Below are 18,015 nucleotides of genomic sequence, written 5' to 3' on the forward strand. Positions count from 1 at the left end.
CGGCCTGATCGGAACGACAGGCCCTGAGACTCCAGTGACCCCTGTGGGCCCGGCCGCTCCCGCCGGGCCCGCAGGGAGGAGCAGCAGTCCGGGCTCGCCCGTCACTCCGGACCGGTCGCCGTGCGGAACCGTACGAACTGCTCCGCCGGATCGCCCGTGTACGACCACGGCACCCGTGCCGCCCGTGCGCCCAGCATCCCGAACAGCCCTCGCGCCAGCTCCGTCTCACCGGCGTAACAGGCGGCGTGGGTGAGGTAGTTGAGCTCGGGGATCTCCTCCGGGAGCACCGGGCCGTTCTCCCGGCCCCCGATCCAGCGCTCCCAGGTGCGCCGCACCTCCGACACCGCCAGCTCGTGCTTCCAGTGCTGGCCGAAGTCCGGTGCCGAACCTCCCGCCGAGGCCGCCCGGTGCCGTCGGCCCAGGGCGCCCTCGGCCACGTAACGGAACTCCTCCACCCGCGCGATCTGCACCAGCACGGGCAGCGGGGACCCGGGCGGCGCCGCGCCCGCCGCGTCGCGTGCGATGTCGTACATCGCGCCGTGCGTGCCGTGCCACCGCGCCGACCAGTAGCGCAGCAGCTGCACATGGCCCTCGATGCTGCCGGGGTCCCGGCGGCGCAACTCGTCCCACCAGCCGTGCAGTCGGCGCCGTCCGACACCGCCCTCGTACAGCCTGGCCACGGTCAGCAGCGACACCCACGGCATCGGGTCGGCGGGCGCGGCGTCCGCGGCGCCGAGGCAGACCATCACCGCCACGTCGACCCGGGCCGGGTCGACGGCCGCGCCCCGGCCCGCCGCGATGGCCTCGTCGAAGACGCGCACGACCTCGGTCGCGGCGCGCAGCACGGCCGCGTCCGGGTTGCCGGGTTCGGCCGCCCGCCAGGACTCGACCGCCGACGAACCCGCCGCCGCGTGCGCGAGCAGCCGTACCCGGTGCGTGCGCCGCGGCCAGTCCTCGCCGGTGGCGTGCAGCAGGTCCCGTACGCCCTGCCAGCGGCCGATCACGATGTCGTGACGGGCCTCGGTGAGCGCACGGTCGCCGGAGTCCGGGTCGAAGACGGGCTCGAAGCGGCGGCGGGCAGCGGCCATGGTGGCGCCTGCTTTCTGGGGTCTGCCTGCGTGCTGGTCCTTGGGGTGTGCTCCGGGGGCGCTGCGGCGCCGGGTGTCAGAAGTCCGTGGCCATGGCGTCCGAGCGGCGGCCGGAGCCGGAGCCCGGGTAGGGCGTCTCCACCTCGATCGCCCGGACCGCGTCGAGCTTCGCCGGCCGGTAGTAGGCGCTCCCCCGCCGCCAGTACCAGATCATCGGCACGAGCCCGGCCGCAAGGCCGCCCAGCCCGATGGCCACCGCCGCGCGGCTCAGCTCGCCCAGCGAGGCGAAGAAGGTCCAGAACATGAACACGGCGCCCAGCAGCGGCCACACCCCGCCGAGCAGGAAGTTCGCCGCCGAGGTGAGCAGCATCTTGCGGTACGCGACGACCGCGGCGATCCCGGCGAGTCCGTAGTAGACGGCGATCTGGAGCGAGATGGCGCTCACCGCGTCCGAGATGATGACGCCGACCGAGCCGAGCGCCGTCGCGGCGACGAACATCGCCAGGGCGACCGCGCCGACGACGGCGATCGCCACCCAGGGCGTGTTCCAGCGGCGGTGTACGGCGCCGAGCGCCGCCGGCATCGTACGGTCGCGGCCCATCGCGAAGAGCGAGCGCGTCACCTGGATGAGGGTGGTCTCCAGGGTGGCCACGGTCGACAGCATCACCGCGACGATCAGCAGCTTTCCGCCGACGCCGGGCCAGATCGCGTCACCGAGCACACCGAGGACGTTTCCGCTGCCCCCCTGGATCTGCTCGCTGGTGAGGATGATGTTGACGGCGATCGTGAACGCCTCGAAGAGCAGGAACACGACACCGACGCCGACGAGGGCTGCGAGTCCCGCCGTCCTGCGGCTGTTGCGGGTCTCCTCGCTGAGGTTGCTGGTGACGTCCCAGCCCCAGTAGTAGAACGCGGCGATCAGCGCGCCCGACGCGAAGCCCGACGCCCCGTCGAAGTGGCCGAAGCCCAGCCACGACCAGTCGAAGGCGTGCGCGGCGCCGTTGTGCAGCAGGGCGCCGAGGAGGAAGAGCAGCAGGAGGGCCAGTTCCACGCCGGACATGAGCAGCTGGGCGCGCACGGTCAGCCGGGCGCCGCCGAGGACGACGAGCAGCATGACCAGGAACCAGCAGGCGCCGACGGCCGTGGCGAGCACGGTGTTGTCAGCGAGGCCGGGGTCGACGAGTGCGAGGGTCATCGCGCCGGCCGGCAGCGAGCCGGCCACCATGAAGATCGTCGCCGAGACGACCAGGGCCCAGCCGGAGAGGAAGCCCAGGAACGGGTGGAGGGTGCGGCCCACCCAGGAGTAGCTGGCGCCGGCGTTGACGTCGATCCGCCCGAGCCGGCTGAACGCCAGGACGATGCCGAACATCGGTATCGCGCAGTACAGCAGCGCCGCGGGGCTGGCCAGACCGACGGCTCCGGTCAGGACCGCGGTGGTCGCGGCGAGCGAGTACGCGGGCGCGCTGCCCGCCACGGCCATCACGATCGTGTCGAACGTGCCGAGGACGTTGGGCTGGAGCCCTCTGCCGGAGTTGCTGGTCATCGAATGTCCTTGTGTGGCAGGGCATATGGCGATGGATCAACGGGGAACTGAGCGCATCGTAGTCGCCCCCCGTACCCTCGTCGGTATGGCGGAGACAGATACGGAAGGGACCGTTCGGGTCGACAGCTGGATCTGGTCCGTGCGGATCACCAAGACCCGCTCCCAGGCGGCGTCGGCCTGCCGGGCCGGCCACGTCCGTGTGAACGGCGACCGGGTCAAGCCTGCGCACCCCCTGAAGGCGGGGGACGAGGTACGGGTGTTCCACGCGGGCCGGGAGCGGATCGTGGTCGTGTCGAAGATCATCCGCAAGCGGGTGGGCGCGCCGGTGGCCGTGCAGTGCTACGTGGACAACAGCCCGCCTCCGCCGCCGCGGGAGTTCGCGGCGCCGATGGGCCTGCGGGACAGGGGCACCGGCCGCCCGACGAAGCGGGACCGCCGGGAGCTGGAGCGGCTGCGCGGGTCGGCCTCCCCGCCACCCCGCCCCTGACCGGGGCCCCGGCGTACGAGGCGGGGCTTCCGAAAGGCGGGGGCTCCCGGAAGGCTGGGCTCTCGAAAGGCGGGGGCTCCCGGAAGGCGGGACTTCCGAAAGGCGGAGGGCTCCCGGAAGGCCGGGCTCCCGAAGGCGGGGTTCCGCTGCGGATCGGGCGGATCAGCGCGGTGCGGAGGCGATCGCCCGCGCCGCCGCCACCTCGTGGCGGAGCGGCGCAAGGACCGAACGCTCGTCGCCCGAGAGGTCGGCCTGGACCGTGTACAGCTCCTTGCTCGAACGGAGCCCGTCCGCCAGTTCCCGCAGCTCGCGGGCGATCGACGCCACCTCGTCGGGCTCGGGCGGCTCCGCACCGTGCGTCACCCGCACCCGAGCCGCCGTCGTCGCGTCCGCGATGCGCTCGACGGCGACCGCCAGCGGCCACCACGCGGCCGCCCGTGTCCCCGTCGGCGGCGGCTCCGTCAGCGCCCGCTGGAACTCGGAGCGCACCGCCGACAGGTCCCGGTAGAGCCGGCGCCTGGCCCGCGCACGCTCGCCGCGCTCGACGTCGCCGTCCGTGGCGAAGGACAGCTCCACATAGCGCGCCGCGGCCCCGACGGAGTCGGCGAGCCGGTCGCCGATGCGGGTGTGCCAGCTCTCCGGCCACAGCAGATAGCCCGCGACCAGCGCGATCGCGCAGCCGATGAGGCTGTCGACGAGCCGCGGCCTGAGCAGCGCGGTGCCCTGCCGGTTGAGCAGGTCGGACAGGAGCAGGATGACCGGGGTGATCGCCGCCGTCTGGAAGGCGTACCCCTTCGCGGAGAACGCCGGGATCAGCGCGGCCAGCACCATCATGACGGGCACGTCCCACCAGCCCCGCTCCACCTCCGCCAGCACGGCCGCGGCGACGACGAGCCCCGCCGCCGTGCCGAGACCGCGTGCCACGGCCCGTGAGAAGACCGAGCCGAAGTCCGGCTTGAGGACGAAGGTGACGGTGAGCGCGACCCAGTACGAGCGGTCCAGGACGACGAGCGAGACCAGGGCCTGGGCGAGGCCGATGCAGAGGGCGAGCCGCAGGCCGTAGCGCCAGGACGCCTCGGAGAGCAGGACGTTGCGGGCCGTGCGGCGGGCCCGGATGCGCAGCGCGGCGGGCCGGCCGAGCCGGTCGTCGACGTTGTCCGGGTCCGGGTCGGCCTCGTGCACGACGGTGGCCGCGTGCCGCAGCGCGTCGTCGACGGCCCGCTCGGTGGGGGTGCGGGGCGGCGGCAGGTCCGGTCCCGGCGGTCCCGTGCGGCCCCGCTCGACGGCGTCCGCCAGGGCCCGGACCGCCGCCGGGATCGGCTCCGGCAGGGGCCGTCCGCGCTGGTGGGCGGCGGGCGCGGCCTCGACGACCGGGATGACGGCGTTGAGCTGGGCGAGCAGCCGGACGAGGGCCGGATTGCGGCCGTGGTCGCGGGTGCGGCGGGCGAGCACCAGGTCGTAGGAGGTGTTGAGGGACTGGGTGACGGCCTGCCGGCGTTCGTCGTACGTGGCCGTGTCGCTGTCCGCCGCCTCCAGCAGATCCGCGACGGCCCGGTAGGTACCGGCGACCGCCGAGCGCTCGGGCATGCCGCCGCGCAGCGGCCAGCCGAGGAGGGCGAGGGCGAGGACGACCAGCCCTCCGAGGGAGAGCAGCAGGGGCGCCGTCCACCAGGGCTGCGGCAGTGGCAGCCCGGCTCCGATCACCGCGTTGAGCAGCAGGAGCAGTCCGGACACGGAGGCGACCGCGCCGATCGACGAGATCATCCCGGAGACGAGCGCGACGAGGGTGAGCACGGCGACCGCGGTCCAGCCCCCGTCGTACACGAGCGTGCCGACGGTGACGCCGACGGCGCCGAAGAGCTGCGGGACCGCGATATTGAAGATCCGCATCCGGTAGGCGTCGGCGGTGTCGCCGATGACTCCGGAGAGCGCGCCCATGGACACGAGCGCCCCGTACTCCGGCCGGCCGGTGGCGAAACCGACCGCGAGCGGCGCGGAGAGCGCCACGGAGGCGCGGGCGACGGCGGCCCAGGGGATCGGCGCGGGCTGCGGGCGCAGGCCGGTGACCAGCCAGGCCGGCGGCGCCAGCCGCACACGGTCACGGTCCACGATGGTCACCCACTGTGCAGTGCGAGATCGACGAGCAGTGCGCGGTGGTCGGTGCCGGCGAGATCGAGGAACCGGGCACCGCGTACGCCGAAATCATCGCTCACCAGGACGTGGTCGATCTGCGCGCCCAGCGGCCGGGGCGCGGCGGCGGGCCAGGAGGGGGTCCGGGAGGCGCCCGCGGCACGGGCGCTGTCGTGCAGCTCCCCGGCGTCGAGGACGCGGCGGAAGGCGGCGTGGTCCTGGGTCGCGTTGAAGTCGCCCGCGAGGATCGTGGGCGTGCCCCTGCTCGCGGCGGCGTACGCCCGCACCCGGCCGAGCTCCGCGCGCCAGGCCCCGGTGCCGCCGGGCACGGGCGGCAGCGGATGGGCGAGCTGGAGCCGGACCGTGCGGCCTCCGATCCGGGCCTCGGCGCCCGGCATGGCCAGCGTGGCCGGGATGCCGGCGGTCAGGCGGGTGAGCGGGTGGACGGAGAGGATCGCCGAGCCGGAGGCGAGGTCTCCGTCGACGACGTGCCGGTACGGGTAGTCGGTGCGGGGGAGCTCGGCGGCCAGGGCGGCGGTGCAGGAGTGGTCGCACTCCTGCACGAAGAGCAGGTCCGGCTTCTCCTTGCGGACGGCGGCGATCAGGTCCCCGGTGGCCTGCCCGAACTCCACGTTGGCGGTGAGTACGCGGAGCCGGGCGACGACCGGGCCGCCCGGGGCGGTCGCGCCGGCCCCGTACGGCAGCGCGTACCAGCCCGTCAGGGCCAGGACGACGACCGCGGCGGCGGCGAGCGGGCGGTGCCGGGCGAGCGCGGCGAGGAGCAGCGCGAGGCCCCCGGGGACCAGCAGCCACGGCAGGAACGCGAGCAACTGCGGCACGGGGGTGTCGGCGTCCACGCCGGCGGCACGGCAGCCGACGACCGCGGCCGTGCCGACGAGCAGCGCCCCGGCGGCCCACGCGGCGACGCGCCTCGGGGCCGGCGGGCCCGTGCGGAGAGGGTCCATGCCCGTCGAACGCGTGGCGACGGGCAGGAGTTCTGCGGGCGCTGCGCCTGCGTCGGCTGTGTCCGCCGGCCGTCGCAGCGGCGGGGTCTCGGGGGGCCCGCAAGGCCGCCCCGAACGATGGGTCAGTGGCGCACTGCCTGGCCGATCACGGCCTGGGGCGTACCGGAGAGTGCGCGGTTGCTGCGGGCGTCGGCCGTCTTCGAGGCACCCGCGGGGATGTCCTCGACGGTGACGACGACGGCGTCGAGGACGTTGCCGTCGGCGTCCTTGAAGCTGACCAGGGCCGTGTAGTCCGCGGTGTTGCCGGAGCTGTTGGTGGCGGTGATCTCGGAGACGGCGCGGCCGTCCTCGTTCTTGGTCGGACCCGCCTTCACATCGTCCTTGGCGTTGATGGCGCCGCGGATGTCCCCCAGTTGGGCCGACGCCGACGCGACGACCTCACTCGCGCGCGCCGACAGGGATTCGGGGGTCTCCGTCGTGTCCGAGCATCCGACGAGCGACGCCGCGATCAGCGCGGCGGCGGCGAGGAGGGCGCCACTGGCGCCACGTACCTGTTCCATACGGCCAGACTGCGCCCGGTCGCCTCGTTCGGCCACTCGGGCGACCGAGGGAAAGCTACGGAGACCGGGACTGATCTCGTGGGTCTACCAGTTCCACTTGTTCGAGTTCTTCATGTACGTATACGACGCAATGGCAAGTGCTAGGGAAGTTATCCCCAGACCCAGCATCAGCAGCCGCTCGAATACGCCAAGGCTGAGGAGCGGGTTGACGACACTGGAAAACCCTACCAATACCCCTCCGCAACTGAGTAGCAGCATCCTCCAGCCAAGAAGCATGGCGCTGACGGTATTGATGAATCCTTTGGTGACCTTTCCGGATTTGGTTGAATTGAGCCAGGCTTTTATGGGCATTATGGCAGTCTGTTTCAGATGATGGAGGGCTTGGGGCGGTGGTCGAGTGGCCCGGGTTCGAGGTATCGGACGGGCCCGCCTTCGGGGAGCAGGTAGTCGACGATGGTGGCACCGAACGCCACAGGCCACCCGAAGATCTTAGCCCCTATTGCTCCGCCTGCTCCCACGACCAGTCCGACTTTCTGGCCTCCACTGATCGCGTACCCGAACGACTGGCCCACAATGAACGGTCCGATGAATCCCTTGAAAGATTGTTTCGCTTCATCGGTCCGTCCCAGCAGTGAGAGAGCCACAGTGTCGAAGAACCCTCGCAGGCTGAAGAATCCGACGATGTTGCGTACTTCGGGGGGCACTCCTGCGTCACTGTGCGAGGGGAATTGCGAGGAGTGGTCGTTCTTCGGGTCGTCCTGGGGCCTGTAGTGGTTGGCGGCGTCGGTCTCGGCCTGCTTGCGGGCGACTTCAATTGCGGCGAGCTGTTCCTGGTTGCGCTTCTCGGCGGCGGAGGCAAGTGCCTGCTGGGCCGCACGGCCGGCTTCGGCCGCGTCCTTGCCTGCGTCCAGGGCGGCCTGGCGTGCCGTGGCCGCCCTGGACGCAGCGGTGTCGGCGTAGCTGCTGGCCTGGGCGGCTGAGCTGGTGGCCTGGGCTGCCGAGTAGTTGGCTGCCCTGCTGGACTTCTGGGCGGTTGCCGCGGCGTCCTTGGCGAGTTTCGCGGAAGAGGCTGCTTCGGCGGCCGATTTGTCGGCAGCCTGTGCGCTCTCCTTGGCCCGCCGGGCTTGGTCTTGGGCGTCCGCCGCGGACCTATTGGCGGCGGCCTCGTACCGCTTGGCGTCTTCGGCCCGGCCACGGGCCCAGGCCGCTGCCGCGGCAGCGGTGTTGGCGTTCTCGTATGCCTCGGCAGTGGTGCGGGCCGCGATGCTGAGCTGGGTGCTGATGGCGGCTTCATGGGTGTACGTGTCTTGGTCGGCCTGGGCGGCCTTGTACTGGATCTGGGTGACGAAAACGTTCCTCATCCAGTCCGGTCCGGCCATGGCGATACGGGCGGCGGACTGCACATGCGGTCCGCCCTTGTCCAGGATGCGGAGCGTCTCCACCTTGTTGTCGTCAGCCAGGACGCGCGGGTACTCGGTGGTGAGGAAGGTACTCAGCGCCTTGGCCGAGCCGTCGTTGAGCGCCTTCGTCCCTGCTTCTCGCACACCTTTGCCGGCGCCTTCCATCAGTCGCAGGACCTGGATCCGGAATTCGTCACGCTGCCCCTCGAACATGCCAGTGGTCAGGAACTCCTCGACCGCCCGTGGACTGTCCTTGAGGGCCTGCTCGGCGGCAGCCGCGGTCTTGGCAGTGCCGATGGTGGCGACATGGAGGACGGTTTCCCGGTCGTCCTCCCGCTGTGCCGCAAGTCGCCCGGAGCCGAGCCAGTCGAGCATGTCCGTGTCCGTGCCGGACAAGGCATTGCCGGCGGCCATCCGAGTCCAGGATCCGTCATTGCCGATCAGGTTGAGCGCGGCCTCGCGCGCAAGGGCTGCCCCCGCCGCCTTGTCACTGGCCGCCTTCTCGGCGGCGTCAGCGAGGAGCTTCTTGGTCTCTTCGCTCATCCGGGCTGCCTGGGTCTGCGCGCGGTCGGTGGCTTGGTCCATCTCCTGGCCGAGCACGGCGAGCTGTCTGGCGTCCGCGATGGCGGCTGCTTCCTCCTGCTCGAGCCGGTACTGCTCGGCTTCGCGGGCGACCTTGCTGACAGTGGTGGCCTCGGTGGTGGCCTTTGCGGCGGCCTCGGCGGCCTTCAACGCCGCGTCGGCGTGGGCGGTGGCCTTCTTGGCCTCCGCGTCGGCCTCGCCCGCATGGTCGGCTGCCTCGTCAGCGGCCTTGGCTGCCTGCTCGGCGTGGCCGGCCGAAGCGTTGGCGTGCAGATGGGCCGCCCGCGCCGCATCGGCCGCCTGGGCCGCCAGGTTCTGCGCACGACCCGCGGACCTGGTGGCCTGGCCTGCCGCGGTGCGGGCGGTCGCGGCGGCTTCACGTGCCCGCTTGGCCTCGCTCGCGGCGACCCCGGACTGCTCACTGGCGCGGGCGGACGCGGCGGCGGCCGCGGCGGCGTTCTGCCCCGCCCGCGCTGCCGCTGCCGCGGAATCCCCGGCAGCCGCGCTCGCGTCCGCCGCGTGGCTCGCGGCCGCGGCGGCGTCCTTGGCTCCCGCGGCGGCCTCCCGCGCTACTTGGGCCGCCTTGCGGGCGTCTCCGGCCTTGCCCCGGTCCCCGATCGCCGCGTTCGCCGCGTTGTATGCGCGGGCTGCGGCCTGACCCGCCGCCGCGGCCGCGGACGCCGCGTTCGAGGCTGCCCTCGCCGCGGTCCTGGCGGCGGCGACGGCCGTGTTCGACGCCTCCACCGCAGTTCGTGCCGCTCCTGCTGCTCCTTCCGCGGCCTGTGCCGCCCGGTTCGCCGCCGCACTGGCGTTGTCCGCCTCGCCCTTGGCCTCAACGGTCTCCTTGGCAGCCTTTTCCGCCGCCTTCTTCGCCAGATCCGCGGCCACGTCGGCCCGGGCCGCTGCCTCCTTGGCCTGATCGGTCGCGGACTTGGCCTCCTCGCCGGCCTCCGTCGCGGCTTCGGCCAGCTGCGTCACCGTCATCAGCTCCTGGTCACGCGCCTGAGCCAGATACTGACCGTTCTCCAGGAAGCGAACGAGGTCCTGAGCCGTGCCGTTCATGGCACGTTTCCCGGCTTCCTGCAGAGCGGGACCCCCGGTGTTCATCAACTGCAGGACTTTGACGCGGTTGTCCTCGAAGGCAGCCTTGGGCCATCCGCTCTGCAAGAACGCGTCCAACGCCTGCGGGCTGCCGTCGTTCAGTGCTCTCTGGCCTTCGCGGTCGACCGCCCGGCCACCCTCACTCATCGCCCGCAGGACCGCGACCCTGCGGTCATCCTGCAAGTGCTTCTCGATGCCGGAGTTCACGAAGTCCAGCACATCCTGTTCAGAGCCCGACAGAGCCTTCTGCGCGGCCTCGGAAACCCCCTTCCCGGCCGTGGGCAGCAGCTTGAGGATCGTCACCCGCGCGTCCTCCGCCGAGGCCCGGCGCAGGCCGGTGGTGAAGAACTTCCGCAGATCTTCGTCATTGCCCAGCAGGGCTTTACGGGCTTCGCGTTTCACCCCCTTTCCTCCGGCCATCCACTCGCTCACCGCCTGCGCGCGGCTGCCGGAGGGAAGGGGCACACCAGCAGGATCGGCGGGGGCTGCCTGAGCCACGCTCGTGCAGAGCATGACAGCCGACGTGCCGAGCGCGACCACAGCTGCGCTCCTGGCCCGAGCACCACACAATGTGGCGCGGGACCATGCGGACCGTTTCATGATGAGGCCTCACCATCCTTAAAGAGAAGGGCGGAACGGGGAATCCATGACGGCCGTCGAAAACAGCCGCCTGACACCTCATCACGTGTAAGTCACAGGTAAATAAAGGACCAAAGTCCCGCAGCGGTTCGGCTTCGGCAGTGCTATCGGAAAGCCAACCCCCCGCTCTGCCTGCGGTTTTGCTCGTGGGACTTTCGTCCCTGCCGGACGCTCCAAGGCGTCAAAGTGCAGAAGAAGATGATCTTTGTCACGTTCCATTGGTCCTTCGGTCCCCGATGTGCATGAAATTCTTTGACACCCGGAGTGGTCGCAGTTCCGTCGCTGCTCTCGAATACCCAAGCCGGGCTGCCGACTTGCTCGGTCTCCTTCCAACTCCACAGAGAGGATTGGTTTTTCATGCGCGTGCGATGGCGCTGGATGATCCCCGCAGCGGCAAGTGCCAGCCTGCTGGTCGCCGGAATAGCCGGCGCGGCGGTCCCTACGGGAGAGGCCGTCACCAATGAGGCTTTGTCGATGCCTTCGGCGGTGGAAAGCTTCGACTACCCCGACGCGGAGAGGATCCTCAAGGAGAAGAACCTCAAGCTGAAGCGTGGTGACGGGCACATCGTGCTCGCCGAATGCGACAGCGCGCCGGGTCTCATGAGGTTCATCGGACGGGACCGGGAGGACTTCTGCTTCCGCACCATCGGTCCCAAGGGCTACCTCACGCTGGAGGTTCCCGACGTCACCGGTGTGCAGACCGCCGATCACAAGGCCCACATCGAGATGATCGTCGACGACAGGACCAAGTCCTACGATGTCGGCAAGAACGCTTGGGAAGGCATCGGCGAGACCACCGATCCCGAGAGCCGCGACCATGTGCTCGTCGAGATCCGCACCAGCAAGTAGCCCACCTCGCGCGGCTCACGGCTGGCCGGCCTGAATCACCTCCTCGACGCCGTCCCCCAGTTCGACAAGGAAGAACTCATGTCCTCTCGACGTTTCCGCACCGCCTGGGTCACCGGCCTGACCGCGGCTGCAGTGACTGGCGGCCTCATGTCTCCCGCCCCTGCGGGTGCTGTCGCCGGGCCGGTCGCGGCTGACGGTTACGCATTCACCGCCAAGGTGCTCGTCGGGGACGGTGCCCCGGTGCGTGGCTGTTCAGGGGCGTTGGTGTCCCGTGAGTGGATCGTGACCGCCGCTTCCTGCTTCGCGGACGACCCGGCCCAGGTAAGGGCGGGCAGGCCTGAGCAGAAGACCACCGTCATCGTCGACCGCGCCGACTTGTTCGCCGACGGTGCCCATACGAGCGAGATTGCCGAGCTGGTGCCCGCGAAGGGCCGCGACGTGGTGATGGCCCGCCTGGCTTCCTATGCCCCCGTCGACGTCGCCCCCGTCGCCCTGGCCGACACCCCGCTGGCCGCCGGTGACGAGGCGACCTTCGCCGGACTGGGCCGGACCGGGACCGAGTGGGCGCCGAACAAGGTCCACACCGCGGCCTTCAAGGTCGACAGCGTCACCGACACCACCCTGTTCATCTCCGGCAAGACCCGGACCGACTCGGCCTGTCAGGGCGACAGTGGCGGCCCCCTCCTGCGCGAGACCGACAACGGCACCGAGCTCGTGGGTATCGGCATCCGCTCCTGGCACGGTGGCTGTCTGGGCGAGTCCGATACCCGTACCAACGCCCAGGCGGTCCGCACCGACGACCTCGTCGAGTGGATGAGTGCCACGGTCAACCAGACCTGGGCCCGTCAGCTGGCGGCTGGGGACTTCACCGGCGACGGCAAGACGGACGCGATCGCCATCGACAAGAACGACAACAAGCTCCACGCCCATCCCGGCGATGGCAAGGGCGGCTTCACGGGCCGCCGCCAGATCGGCGTGCAGTGGGACACCAGCCGTGTCATCACCGCCGGTGACTTCACGGGCGACAACAAGTCCGACATTGTCGCGATCCGCGACAACGGAGTCCTGCTCACGTACCCGGGCAACGGCGCCGGCGGCTTCGGGACGGCCGTCACGGCGGGCACGGGCTGGAACAGCATGCGCCTTCTGGCCGTCGGCGACTTCACCGGCGACAAGAAGACCGACCTGCTCGCGGTTCACGACGACGGCACCCTGTACATCTACCCCGGCACCGCGGACGGCAAGGTAGGCCGCGGCATCGTGGCCGGTGCGGGCTGGTCCGGTATCCGCCTGATCGCCGGCGGCGACTTCAACGGCGACGGCAGGGCCGACGCCACCGCCGTCCACGACAACGGCACCCTGTTCAGCTATACGAACAATGGCAAGAACGGCTTCAACCCGGGCACCGCGGTCGGCTCCGGATGGAAGAGCACCCGCCTGATCACCGGCGGCGACTTCGACGGTGACGGCAAAGCCGATCTCCTCGCCCTGCGGGGCGCCAGCACCTTCTACACCTACCTCGGCAACGGTAGGGGCAACTTCTCCACCCCGGTCATCACCCAGCCCTGACCGCCCAGCCATGGTCAGCCCCGGCAGCGCTGTGACGCGGTAACGGGCGACGAACGCACTCGTCAGGCCGCAGGTTCGGCTGCCCCTCGCCGGTCACGAACCGCTAGGGGGTGTGGGGGCCAGATTTCCCAGGGCGTCGATCAGCAGCTCGACGCCGAAGGCGAACTCCGCCTCGTGGTCGTTGACCGCAAGGACCGGCGCGACCTTCGCCACCGCCGGGAAGCCGGAATCCGCGAAGTACGCGGTGCGGACGGCCTCCCGTGCCGCCGTGTCGCCCTCGTCGGCAGCGCCGCCGCCCAGCGCCGTCGAGCCGTGGAACTGCCGCAGCAGCGTGCCCACCTGAAAGGAGATGAACAGGCGCAGCGCGTGCACCGCCGTCTCCTCGTCGAAGCCGTGGTCGAGCATCATCGCGAGCATCGTGTCGACCGGTGCGAGCGCCGTCGGCGTCGACAGCTGGCGCATCAGGACCAGTTCGCACGCGCGCGGGTGGCGCAGCGACGCCTGTCGGAAGGCGTACGCGATCGAGCGGATGCCGTCCTCCCAGCCGCCGGTCATCCGCCGGGGCATCCGCATCTCGGTCGTGATGAACTCGGTGACCCCGTCCAGGATGTCCGCCTTGCTCCGCACATGGTTGTAGAGCGACATCGCCTGCACCCCCAGGCGTGCCGCGATCCGGCGCATGGAGAGCGCGTCCACGCCCTCCTCGTCGATGATCGCCAGCGCCGCCCCGACGATCCGCTCCCGGGTCAACGGCTCACGGGTTCGGGGGAGTTCGCGTCTGGTTCCGTGGGCCATGGGTGGCCGCTCCTCTTTCGGGTGGCTACGCGCGGTAACGCTTGACGGCTTACAGCGTAAGTGCTTCGCTCGTGGCTCGTACTTACGGTGTAAGTGGCACAACTGCGGTGGAGGCAAGGTGAAATGTGGCCATCCACGTCAGCACAGCCACCATCCTCTCCCAGCCCGGCCCCCCGCCGGGTCTCCCCCTGGCAGCAGGAGGCACAGATGTCTGTGCGTACCACCCCCGTTCCCCGGCACCCTGTCCCCCAGCGGCGCTCGCGCGCGGCCCGTACGATCCACCACCTCGACTGCGCCCCCCTGCGCCCCATCGGCGCCGCTCCGCTCGTCTCGCACTGCCTGCTGATCCCGACCGGCAGCGGACTCGCCCTCGTCGGCACGGGGCTCGGCGCGGCGGAAGTCTCCGACCCGCGGCGGCTCGGGGCGCTGTTCCGCCGCACGATGCGTCCCGAGCTCGATCTCTCCCGTACGGCCGTGCACCAGGTGCGGGCGCTCGGCTACGACCCGTACGACGTCACCGACATCGTGATCACCCACCTCGACCTCGACCACGCGGGCGGCATCGCCGACTTTCCGCAGGCCAGGGTGCATGTGATGGCCGATGAGTACCGCTCGGCGATGCGCCGCGACACCCGGCTCGAAGTGAACCGCTATCTCCCCGCGCTGTGGGCGCACGGCGTCGACTGGGTCGTCCACGACACCGCCGACTCCGACTGGTTCGGCTTCCCCGCGGCCCGGGTGCTGCGCGCACCCGACATCCTGCTGGTGCCGCTGCCGGGCCACACCCGCGGCCACAGCGCGGTCGCCGTCCAGGAGCCGGACCGCTGGCTGCTGCACGCGGGCGATGCGTACTACTTCCACGGCGAGGTCGATCTGCGCCGCCCCCGCTGCCCCCGTCCCCTCGCTCTCCACCAGCGGCTCGTCGCGGACGACCACGAACTGCGGCTGAGTCAGCTGGAACGGCTGATGGAGCTGCGCAGGGCACATCCGCGGCTGGTCCGCGTCTTCTCGTCGCACGACGCGCACGAGTTCGACCTGCTGGCGAACGGCGAATAGCGGTCCCGCCCGCCCCCCCCACGTGACTCAGACCCTGGCGGTGGTCCTGTCCGTCGCCAGGGCCCAGATCACGAAGACCGAGATGGCCATCGAGAAGATCGCCCAGACCGGCTGGTACGGCAGGAACAGGAACTGGGCGACGATGTTGAGCGCCGCCAGCGCGATACCGGCGACCCGGGCCCATTCGGCGTCCTTGAGGATTCCCCAGCCGGTGACGACGAGGATGACCCCGAGGATCAGATGGATCCAGCCCCAGCCGGTGAGGCTGAAGGAGAAGACGTAGTCGCCGATGCGGGTGTAGACGTCGTCCTCCGCGATGGCGGCGATGCCCTCGATGATGTCCATGATTCCGACGACGGTCATCAGGACACCGGCGAAGAGCGTGCCGCCCGCCGACCAGGCGTCGGTGCTCGTGCCGGTCCGGTGGCCCTGACCGCGCGGTGCTGTGTTCTGGCTCATGGGGTCATCGTGCGGCGGAGGCGCCCGTCCGGCATGTCGGCTGGGCCGTTCGGGTGAAGGGGGCGGCGATCCGCACCGCCTGATCCGGCCTGATCCGGCCCGCCCGTGCCCGTTACGGGCTGTTCCGGGCTGTTCCAGCCTGCTTCCACTTGCCGTGTACGCCGTACGGGTGTCCGCTGGTGGGTGGAGTAGTGGATGGAGCGGAAGGAGCTCTGCCATGGCTACGCACGCTGCGGTGCCGGTCCACCGCCACGGCGCCCTCGGATGGGTGGTGCCCCTCACGATCGGCGCGCTGTACGGCCTCTACACATCGTTCATGACGCGCGAGGACGGGGCGTCCGCCGGCGCGCAGTTCGCGGTCGGGATCGTCTCCGCCGCCGTGATGGCCGGGCTGTGCTACGCCATGGGCCGCTTCCAGCACGCCATGCCGCGCGAGGTGCGCGCCGCGGCGTACGCGGTGCTCATGGGCTGCGCGGTCGGCTATCTGTACAGCCTGAGCGGCCGGAGCATCCTCACGGTGACGGTGCTTTCGCTGGCCATCGCGGCCGCGACGTTCATCGTCACCTTCTACTACTACTACACGCACGAGGACTGACGTATCGCCGTACCTCGAACCCCCATACCCCCCTCACCCCGTGCCCCCGCGCGGCCGCCTGGTAACAAATCCGGCGGCCGCGCGGTGAGTTTGTGCCACGGTGGCGGTCTGCACTCCAGCGCTTCCGCGAGGAACGAAGGAACCGAGGACCGAAGGACCGAGGGAACCGAGGATGAGTACAGAACTGGCCATCGAGACGACCGGCCTGGTGAAGGTGTTCGGCGAGAACCGCGCGGTCGACGGCGTCGACCTCCGCGTCCCCGCCGGCACCGTCTACGGCCTCCTGGGCCCGAACGGCGCGGGCAAGACGACCACGGTGAAGGTGCTGGCCACGCTGCTGAGACCGGACGGCGGTGAGGCGCGGGTCTTCGGCAGGGACGTGCTCGCGGACGCCGACGCGGTACGCGGCCTGGTCAGCCTCACCGGACAGTACGCCTCCGTGGACGAGGACCTGACCGGCACCGAGAACCTGCTCCTGCTCGCCAGGCTGCTCGGCCACAGCAAGCCCGCCGCACGCGAGCGGGCCGCCCAGCTGCTCGACGCGTTCGGGCTGTCGGAGGCGGCCGGCCGCCAGGTGAAGAGCTATTCCGGCGGGATGCGGCGCCGTATCGACATCGCCGCGTCCATTCTCAACACACCCGATCTGCTGTTCCTGGACGAGCCGACGACCGGGCTCGACCCGCGCAGCCGCAACCAGGTGTGGGACATCGTGCGGGCCGTCGTCGCCCAGGGCACGACGGTGCTGCTGACCACGCAGTACCTGGACGAGGCCGACCAACTGGCCTCCCGGATCGCCGTCATCGACCACGGCCGGGTGATCGCCGAGGGCACCAAGGGCGAGCTGAAGGCGTCCGTCGGCTCGGGCGCGGTCCATCTGCGGCTGCGCGAGGCCGAGCAGCGGCCGGAGGCCGAACGGATCCTCGCGCTCGCCCTGAAAGCCACGGTCCAGCTCGACGCCGACCCGGTCGCCCTGACGGCCCGCGTCAACGGCCACGGCACCGAACTGGGCGCCGCCGAGCAGGCCGCCCGGGCGCTGTCCGAGCTGGCCAGGGCCGGCATCACCGTCGACAACTTCGCGCTGGGCCAGCCCAGCCTGGACGAGGTCTTCCTCGCCCTCACGGACAAGAAGGCGCTCAACGGCGGTGACGCCGACATGAACGGCGCGAACGGCGCGAACGGCGCGAACGGCGCGAACGGCGCGAACGGCGCCAGCGGCGCGAACGGAATGAACAGCGCGAACGGCATGAACGGGACGGCCGAGCAGAAGGAGACCGCGGTATGAGCACCGTCGCCACCAAGGAGACCGAGGACCACTCCTTCACCGCCCCCAGGGCCGAGGACCTGGCCGCCCTCCTCGTCGCCGGGGACCGCCCGCTGCGTCCCAGCGCCCTCTCGGCGTCCCTGACCTTCGGCTGGCGCGCCATGCTCAAGATCAAGCACGTGCCGGAGCAGCTCTTCGACGTGACGGCGTTCCCGGTCATGATGGTGCTGATGTACACGTACCTCTTCGGAGGGGCGCTGGCCGGCTCGGTCGACGCGTACATCCAGTTCCTGCTGCCCGGCATCCTCGTGATGAGCGTCGTGATGATCACGATGTACACGGGCGTCGCGATCAACACCGACATCGACAAGGGAGTCTTCGACCGCTTCCGCACGCTGCCGATCTGGCGGCCCGCGCCGATGGTCGGCTATCTCCTCGGCGACGTCGTCCGCTACTTCATCGCCTCCGTGGTGATGCTGACGGTCGGCGTCGTCATCGGCTACCGCCCGGGCGGCGGCGCGACCGGGATCCTGCTCGGCATCGCGCTGCTGATGCTGTTCTCGTTCTCCTTCTCGTGGATCTGGACGATGTTCGGCCTGATGCTGCGCACCGAGAAGTCGGTGATGGGCGTCAGCATGATGGTGATCTTCCCGCTGACCTTCCTGAGCAACGTCTTCGTCGACCCGAGGACGATGCCGGGCTGGCTCCAGGCGTTCGTCAACAACAGCCCGGTCACGCATCTGGCCACGGCCGTGCGCGAGTTGATGGCGGGCAACTGGCCCGCCGCCGACATCGCCTGGTCGCTGGGCTGGTCGGCGGCGTTCGTCCTCGTCTTCGGTGCGGTCACGATGCGGTTGTACAACCGCAAGTGAGGCCGAGCGGGGCGGCGGCCGGTGGCTCCCACGGGGGTGGAACCACCGGCCGCCGTCCCGCCGG

Annotated in this window: 16 protein-coding genes; 7 read left to right on the plus strand and 9 right to left on the minus strand. The window is 70.8% G+C overall.

Annotated elements, in window-relative coordinates:
- Positions 1 to 101: 101 nt before the first annotated feature.
- Positions 102 to 1,088: a hypothetical protein gene (locus KK483_RS18355; protein WP_262006292.1), complete on the minus strand. Its 987-nt coding sequence runs from the start codon at positions 1,086 to 1,088 to the stop codon at positions 102 to 104.
- Between the two features lie 76 nt (positions 1,089 to 1,164).
- The gene (locus tag KK483_RS18360) at positions 1,165 to 2,631 is read right to left on the minus strand and encodes an APC family permease (RefSeq protein WP_262006293.1); all 1,467 of its coding nucleotides are present in this window, start codon (positions 2,629 to 2,631) and stop codon (positions 1,165 to 1,167) included.
- Positions 2,632 to 2,716: 85 nt separating this feature from the next.
- On the opposite strand from KK483_RS18360, the gene KK483_RS18365 reads away from it, so the two are divergent.
- Positions 2,717 to 3,118, plus strand: coding sequence for an RNA-binding S4 domain-containing protein (locus tag KK483_RS18365; RefSeq protein ID WP_262006294.1), 402 nt, complete (start codon positions 2,717 to 2,719; stop codon positions 3,116 to 3,118).
- A 162-nt stretch (positions 3,119 to 3,280) separates the two neighbouring features.
- Here the strand turns inward: KK483_RS18365 and KK483_RS18370 are convergent, their stop codons facing one another.
- The 5 genes from KK483_RS18370 to KK483_RS18390 form a co-directional block, all read right to left on the minus strand.
- Positions 3,281 to 5,227: an FUSC family protein gene (locus KK483_RS18370; protein ID WP_262006295.1), complete on the minus strand. Its 1,947-nt coding sequence runs from the start codon at positions 5,225 to 5,227 to the stop codon at positions 3,281 to 3,283.
- Between the two features lie 5 nt (positions 5,228 to 5,232).
- Positions 5,233 to 6,213, minus strand: coding sequence for an endonuclease/exonuclease/phosphatase family protein (locus KK483_RS18375; RefSeq protein ID WP_262006296.1), 981 nt, complete (start codon positions 6,211 to 6,213; stop codon positions 5,233 to 5,235).
- Between the two features lie 122 nt (positions 6,214 to 6,335).
- Entirely contained in the window at positions 6,336 to 6,773 is a 438-nt protein-coding gene (locus KK483_RS18380; RefSeq protein WP_262006297.1) for a hypothetical protein, read from the minus strand.
- A gap of 84 nt (positions 6,774 to 6,857) precedes the next feature.
- The gene (locus KK483_RS18385) at positions 6,858 to 7,124 is read right to left on the minus strand and encodes a hypothetical protein (RefSeq protein ID WP_262006298.1); all 267 of its coding nucleotides are present in this window, start codon (positions 7,122 to 7,124) and stop codon (positions 6,858 to 6,860) included.
- A gap of 14 nt (positions 7,125 to 7,138) precedes the next feature.
- Positions 7,139 to 10,396 (minus strand): ALF repeat-containing protein, encoded by a 3,258-nt coding sequence (locus KK483_RS18390; protein WP_262006299.1) that lies wholly within the window; start codon positions 10,394 to 10,396, stop codon positions 7,139 to 7,141.
- Positions 10,397 to 10,852: 456 nt separating this feature from the next.
- On the opposite strand from KK483_RS18390, the gene KK483_RS18395 reads away from it, so the two are divergent.
- Together KK483_RS18395 and KK483_RS18400 are read left to right on the plus strand one after the other, a co-directional pair.
- On the plus strand, positions 10,853 to 11,344 hold the full coding sequence (locus tag KK483_RS18395; RefSeq protein WP_262006300.1) for a hypothetical protein: 492 nt from the start codon (positions 10,853 to 10,855) through the stop codon (positions 11,342 to 11,344).
- Positions 11,345 to 11,422: 78 nt separating this feature from the next.
- Positions 11,423 to 12,913: an FG-GAP-like repeat-containing protein gene (locus KK483_RS18400; protein ID WP_262006301.1), complete on the plus strand. Its 1,491-nt coding sequence runs from the start codon at positions 11,423 to 11,425 to the stop codon at positions 12,911 to 12,913.
- Between the two features lie 93 nt (positions 12,914 to 13,006).
- On the opposite strand, the gene KK483_RS18405 is transcribed toward KK483_RS18400, so the two are convergent.
- Positions 13,007 to 13,708, minus strand: a complete 702-nt coding sequence (locus KK483_RS18405; RefSeq protein WP_262006302.1) for a TetR/AcrR family transcriptional regulator C-terminal domain-containing protein — start codon at positions 13,706 to 13,708, stop codon at positions 13,007 to 13,009.
- Positions 13,709 to 13,915: 207 nt separating this feature from the next.
- Here KK483_RS18405 and KK483_RS18410 point away from each other — a divergent pair, with 207 nt between their 5' ends.
- A complete protein-coding gene (locus KK483_RS18410) occupies positions 13,916 to 14,764 on the plus strand; it encodes an MBL fold metallo-hydrolase (RefSeq protein ID WP_262006303.1) in 849 nt (282 codons plus the stop codon).
- A gap of 27 nt (positions 14,765 to 14,791) precedes the next feature.
- Here the strand turns inward: KK483_RS18410 and KK483_RS18415 are convergent, their stop codons facing one another.
- Complete coding sequence (locus tag KK483_RS18415; RefSeq protein ID WP_262006304.1) at positions 14,792 to 15,223, minus strand: hypothetical protein; 432 nt, start codon at positions 15,221 to 15,223, stop codon at positions 14,792 to 14,794.
- A 217-nt stretch (positions 15,224 to 15,440) separates the two neighbouring features.
- On the opposite strand from KK483_RS18415, the gene KK483_RS18420 reads away from it, so the two are divergent.
- From KK483_RS18420 to KK483_RS18430, 3 genes are all read left to right on the plus strand, one after another.
- A complete protein-coding gene (locus KK483_RS18420) occupies positions 15,441 to 15,818 on the plus strand; it encodes a hypothetical protein (protein WP_262006305.1) in 378 nt (125 codons plus the stop codon).
- A gap of 172 nt (positions 15,819 to 15,990) precedes the next feature.
- The gene (locus tag KK483_RS18425) at positions 15,991 to 17,100 is read left to right on the plus strand and encodes an ATP-binding cassette domain-containing protein (protein ID WP_262006306.1); all 1,110 of its coding nucleotides are present in this window, start codon (positions 15,991 to 15,993) and stop codon (positions 17,098 to 17,100) included.
- Positions 17,097 to 17,951, plus strand: coding sequence for an ABC transporter permease (locus KK483_RS18430; protein WP_262006307.1), 855 nt, complete (start codon positions 17,097 to 17,099; stop codon positions 17,949 to 17,951). Before KK483_RS18425 ends, KK483_RS18430 begins: the two co-directional genes overlap by 4 nt.
- Positions 17,952 to 18,015 lie beyond the last annotated feature (64 nt).

It is taken from the genome of Streptomyces sp. FIT100 (assembly GCF_024584805.1).
Lineage (GTDB): Bacteria > Actinomycetota > Actinomycetes > Streptomycetales > Streptomycetaceae > Streptomyces.

What these genes read in the sequence shown, in the direction of transcription:
- KK483_RS18360 (WP_262006293.1), bottom strand. Translation starts at nt 2,631, where the DNA reads ATGACCAGCAACTCCGGCAGAGGGCTCCAGCCCAACGTCCTCGGCACG.
- KK483_RS18425 (WP_262006306.1), top strand. Translation starts at nt 15,991, where the DNA reads ATGAGTACAGAACTGGCCATCGAGACGACCGGCCTGGTGAAGGTGTTC.
- KK483_RS18385 (WP_262006298.1), bottom strand. Translation starts at nt 7,124, where the DNA reads ATGCCCATAAAAGCCTGGCTCAATTCAACCAAATCCGGAAAGGTCACC.
- KK483_RS18430 (WP_262006307.1), top strand. Translation starts at nt 17,097, where the DNA reads ATGAGCACCGTCGCCACCAAGGAGACCGAGGACCACTCCTTCACCGCC.
- KK483_RS18395 (WP_262006300.1), top strand. Translation starts at nt 10,853, where the DNA reads ATGCGCGTGCGATGGCGCTGGATGATCCCCGCAGCGGCAAGTGCCAGC.
- KK483_RS18380 (WP_262006297.1), bottom strand. Translation starts at nt 6,773, where the DNA reads ATGGAACAGGTACGTGGCGCCAGTGGCGCCCTCCTCGCCGCCGCCGCG.
- KK483_RS18410 (WP_262006303.1), top strand. Translation starts at nt 13,916, where the DNA reads ATGTCTGTGCGTACCACCCCCGTTCCCCGGCACCCTGTCCCCCAGCGG.
- KK483_RS18355 (WP_262006292.1), bottom strand. Translation starts at nt 1,088, where the DNA reads ATGGCCGCTGCCCGCCGCCGCTTCGAGCCCGTCTTCGACCCGGACTCC.
- KK483_RS18400 (WP_262006301.1), top strand. Translation starts at nt 11,423, where the DNA reads ATGTCCTCTCGACGTTTCCGCACCGCCTGGGTCACCGGCCTGACCGCG.
- KK483_RS18420 (WP_262006305.1), top strand. Translation starts at nt 15,441, where the DNA reads ATGGCTACGCACGCTGCGGTGCCGGTCCACCGCCACGGCGCCCTCGGA.
- KK483_RS18415 (WP_262006304.1), bottom strand. Translation starts at nt 15,223, where the DNA reads ATGAGCCAGAACACAGCACCGCGCGGTCAGGGCCACCGGACCGGCACG.
- KK483_RS18405 (WP_262006302.1), bottom strand. Translation starts at nt 13,708, where the DNA reads ATGGCCCACGGAACCAGACGCGAACTCCCCCGAACCCGTGAGCCGTTG.
- KK483_RS18375 (WP_262006296.1), bottom strand. Translation starts at nt 6,213, where the DNA reads ATGGACCCTCTCCGCACGGGCCCGCCGGCCCCGAGGCGCGTCGCCGCG.
- KK483_RS18365 (WP_262006294.1), top strand. Translation starts at nt 2,717, where the DNA reads ATGGCGGAGACAGATACGGAAGGGACCGTTCGGGTCGACAGCTGGATC.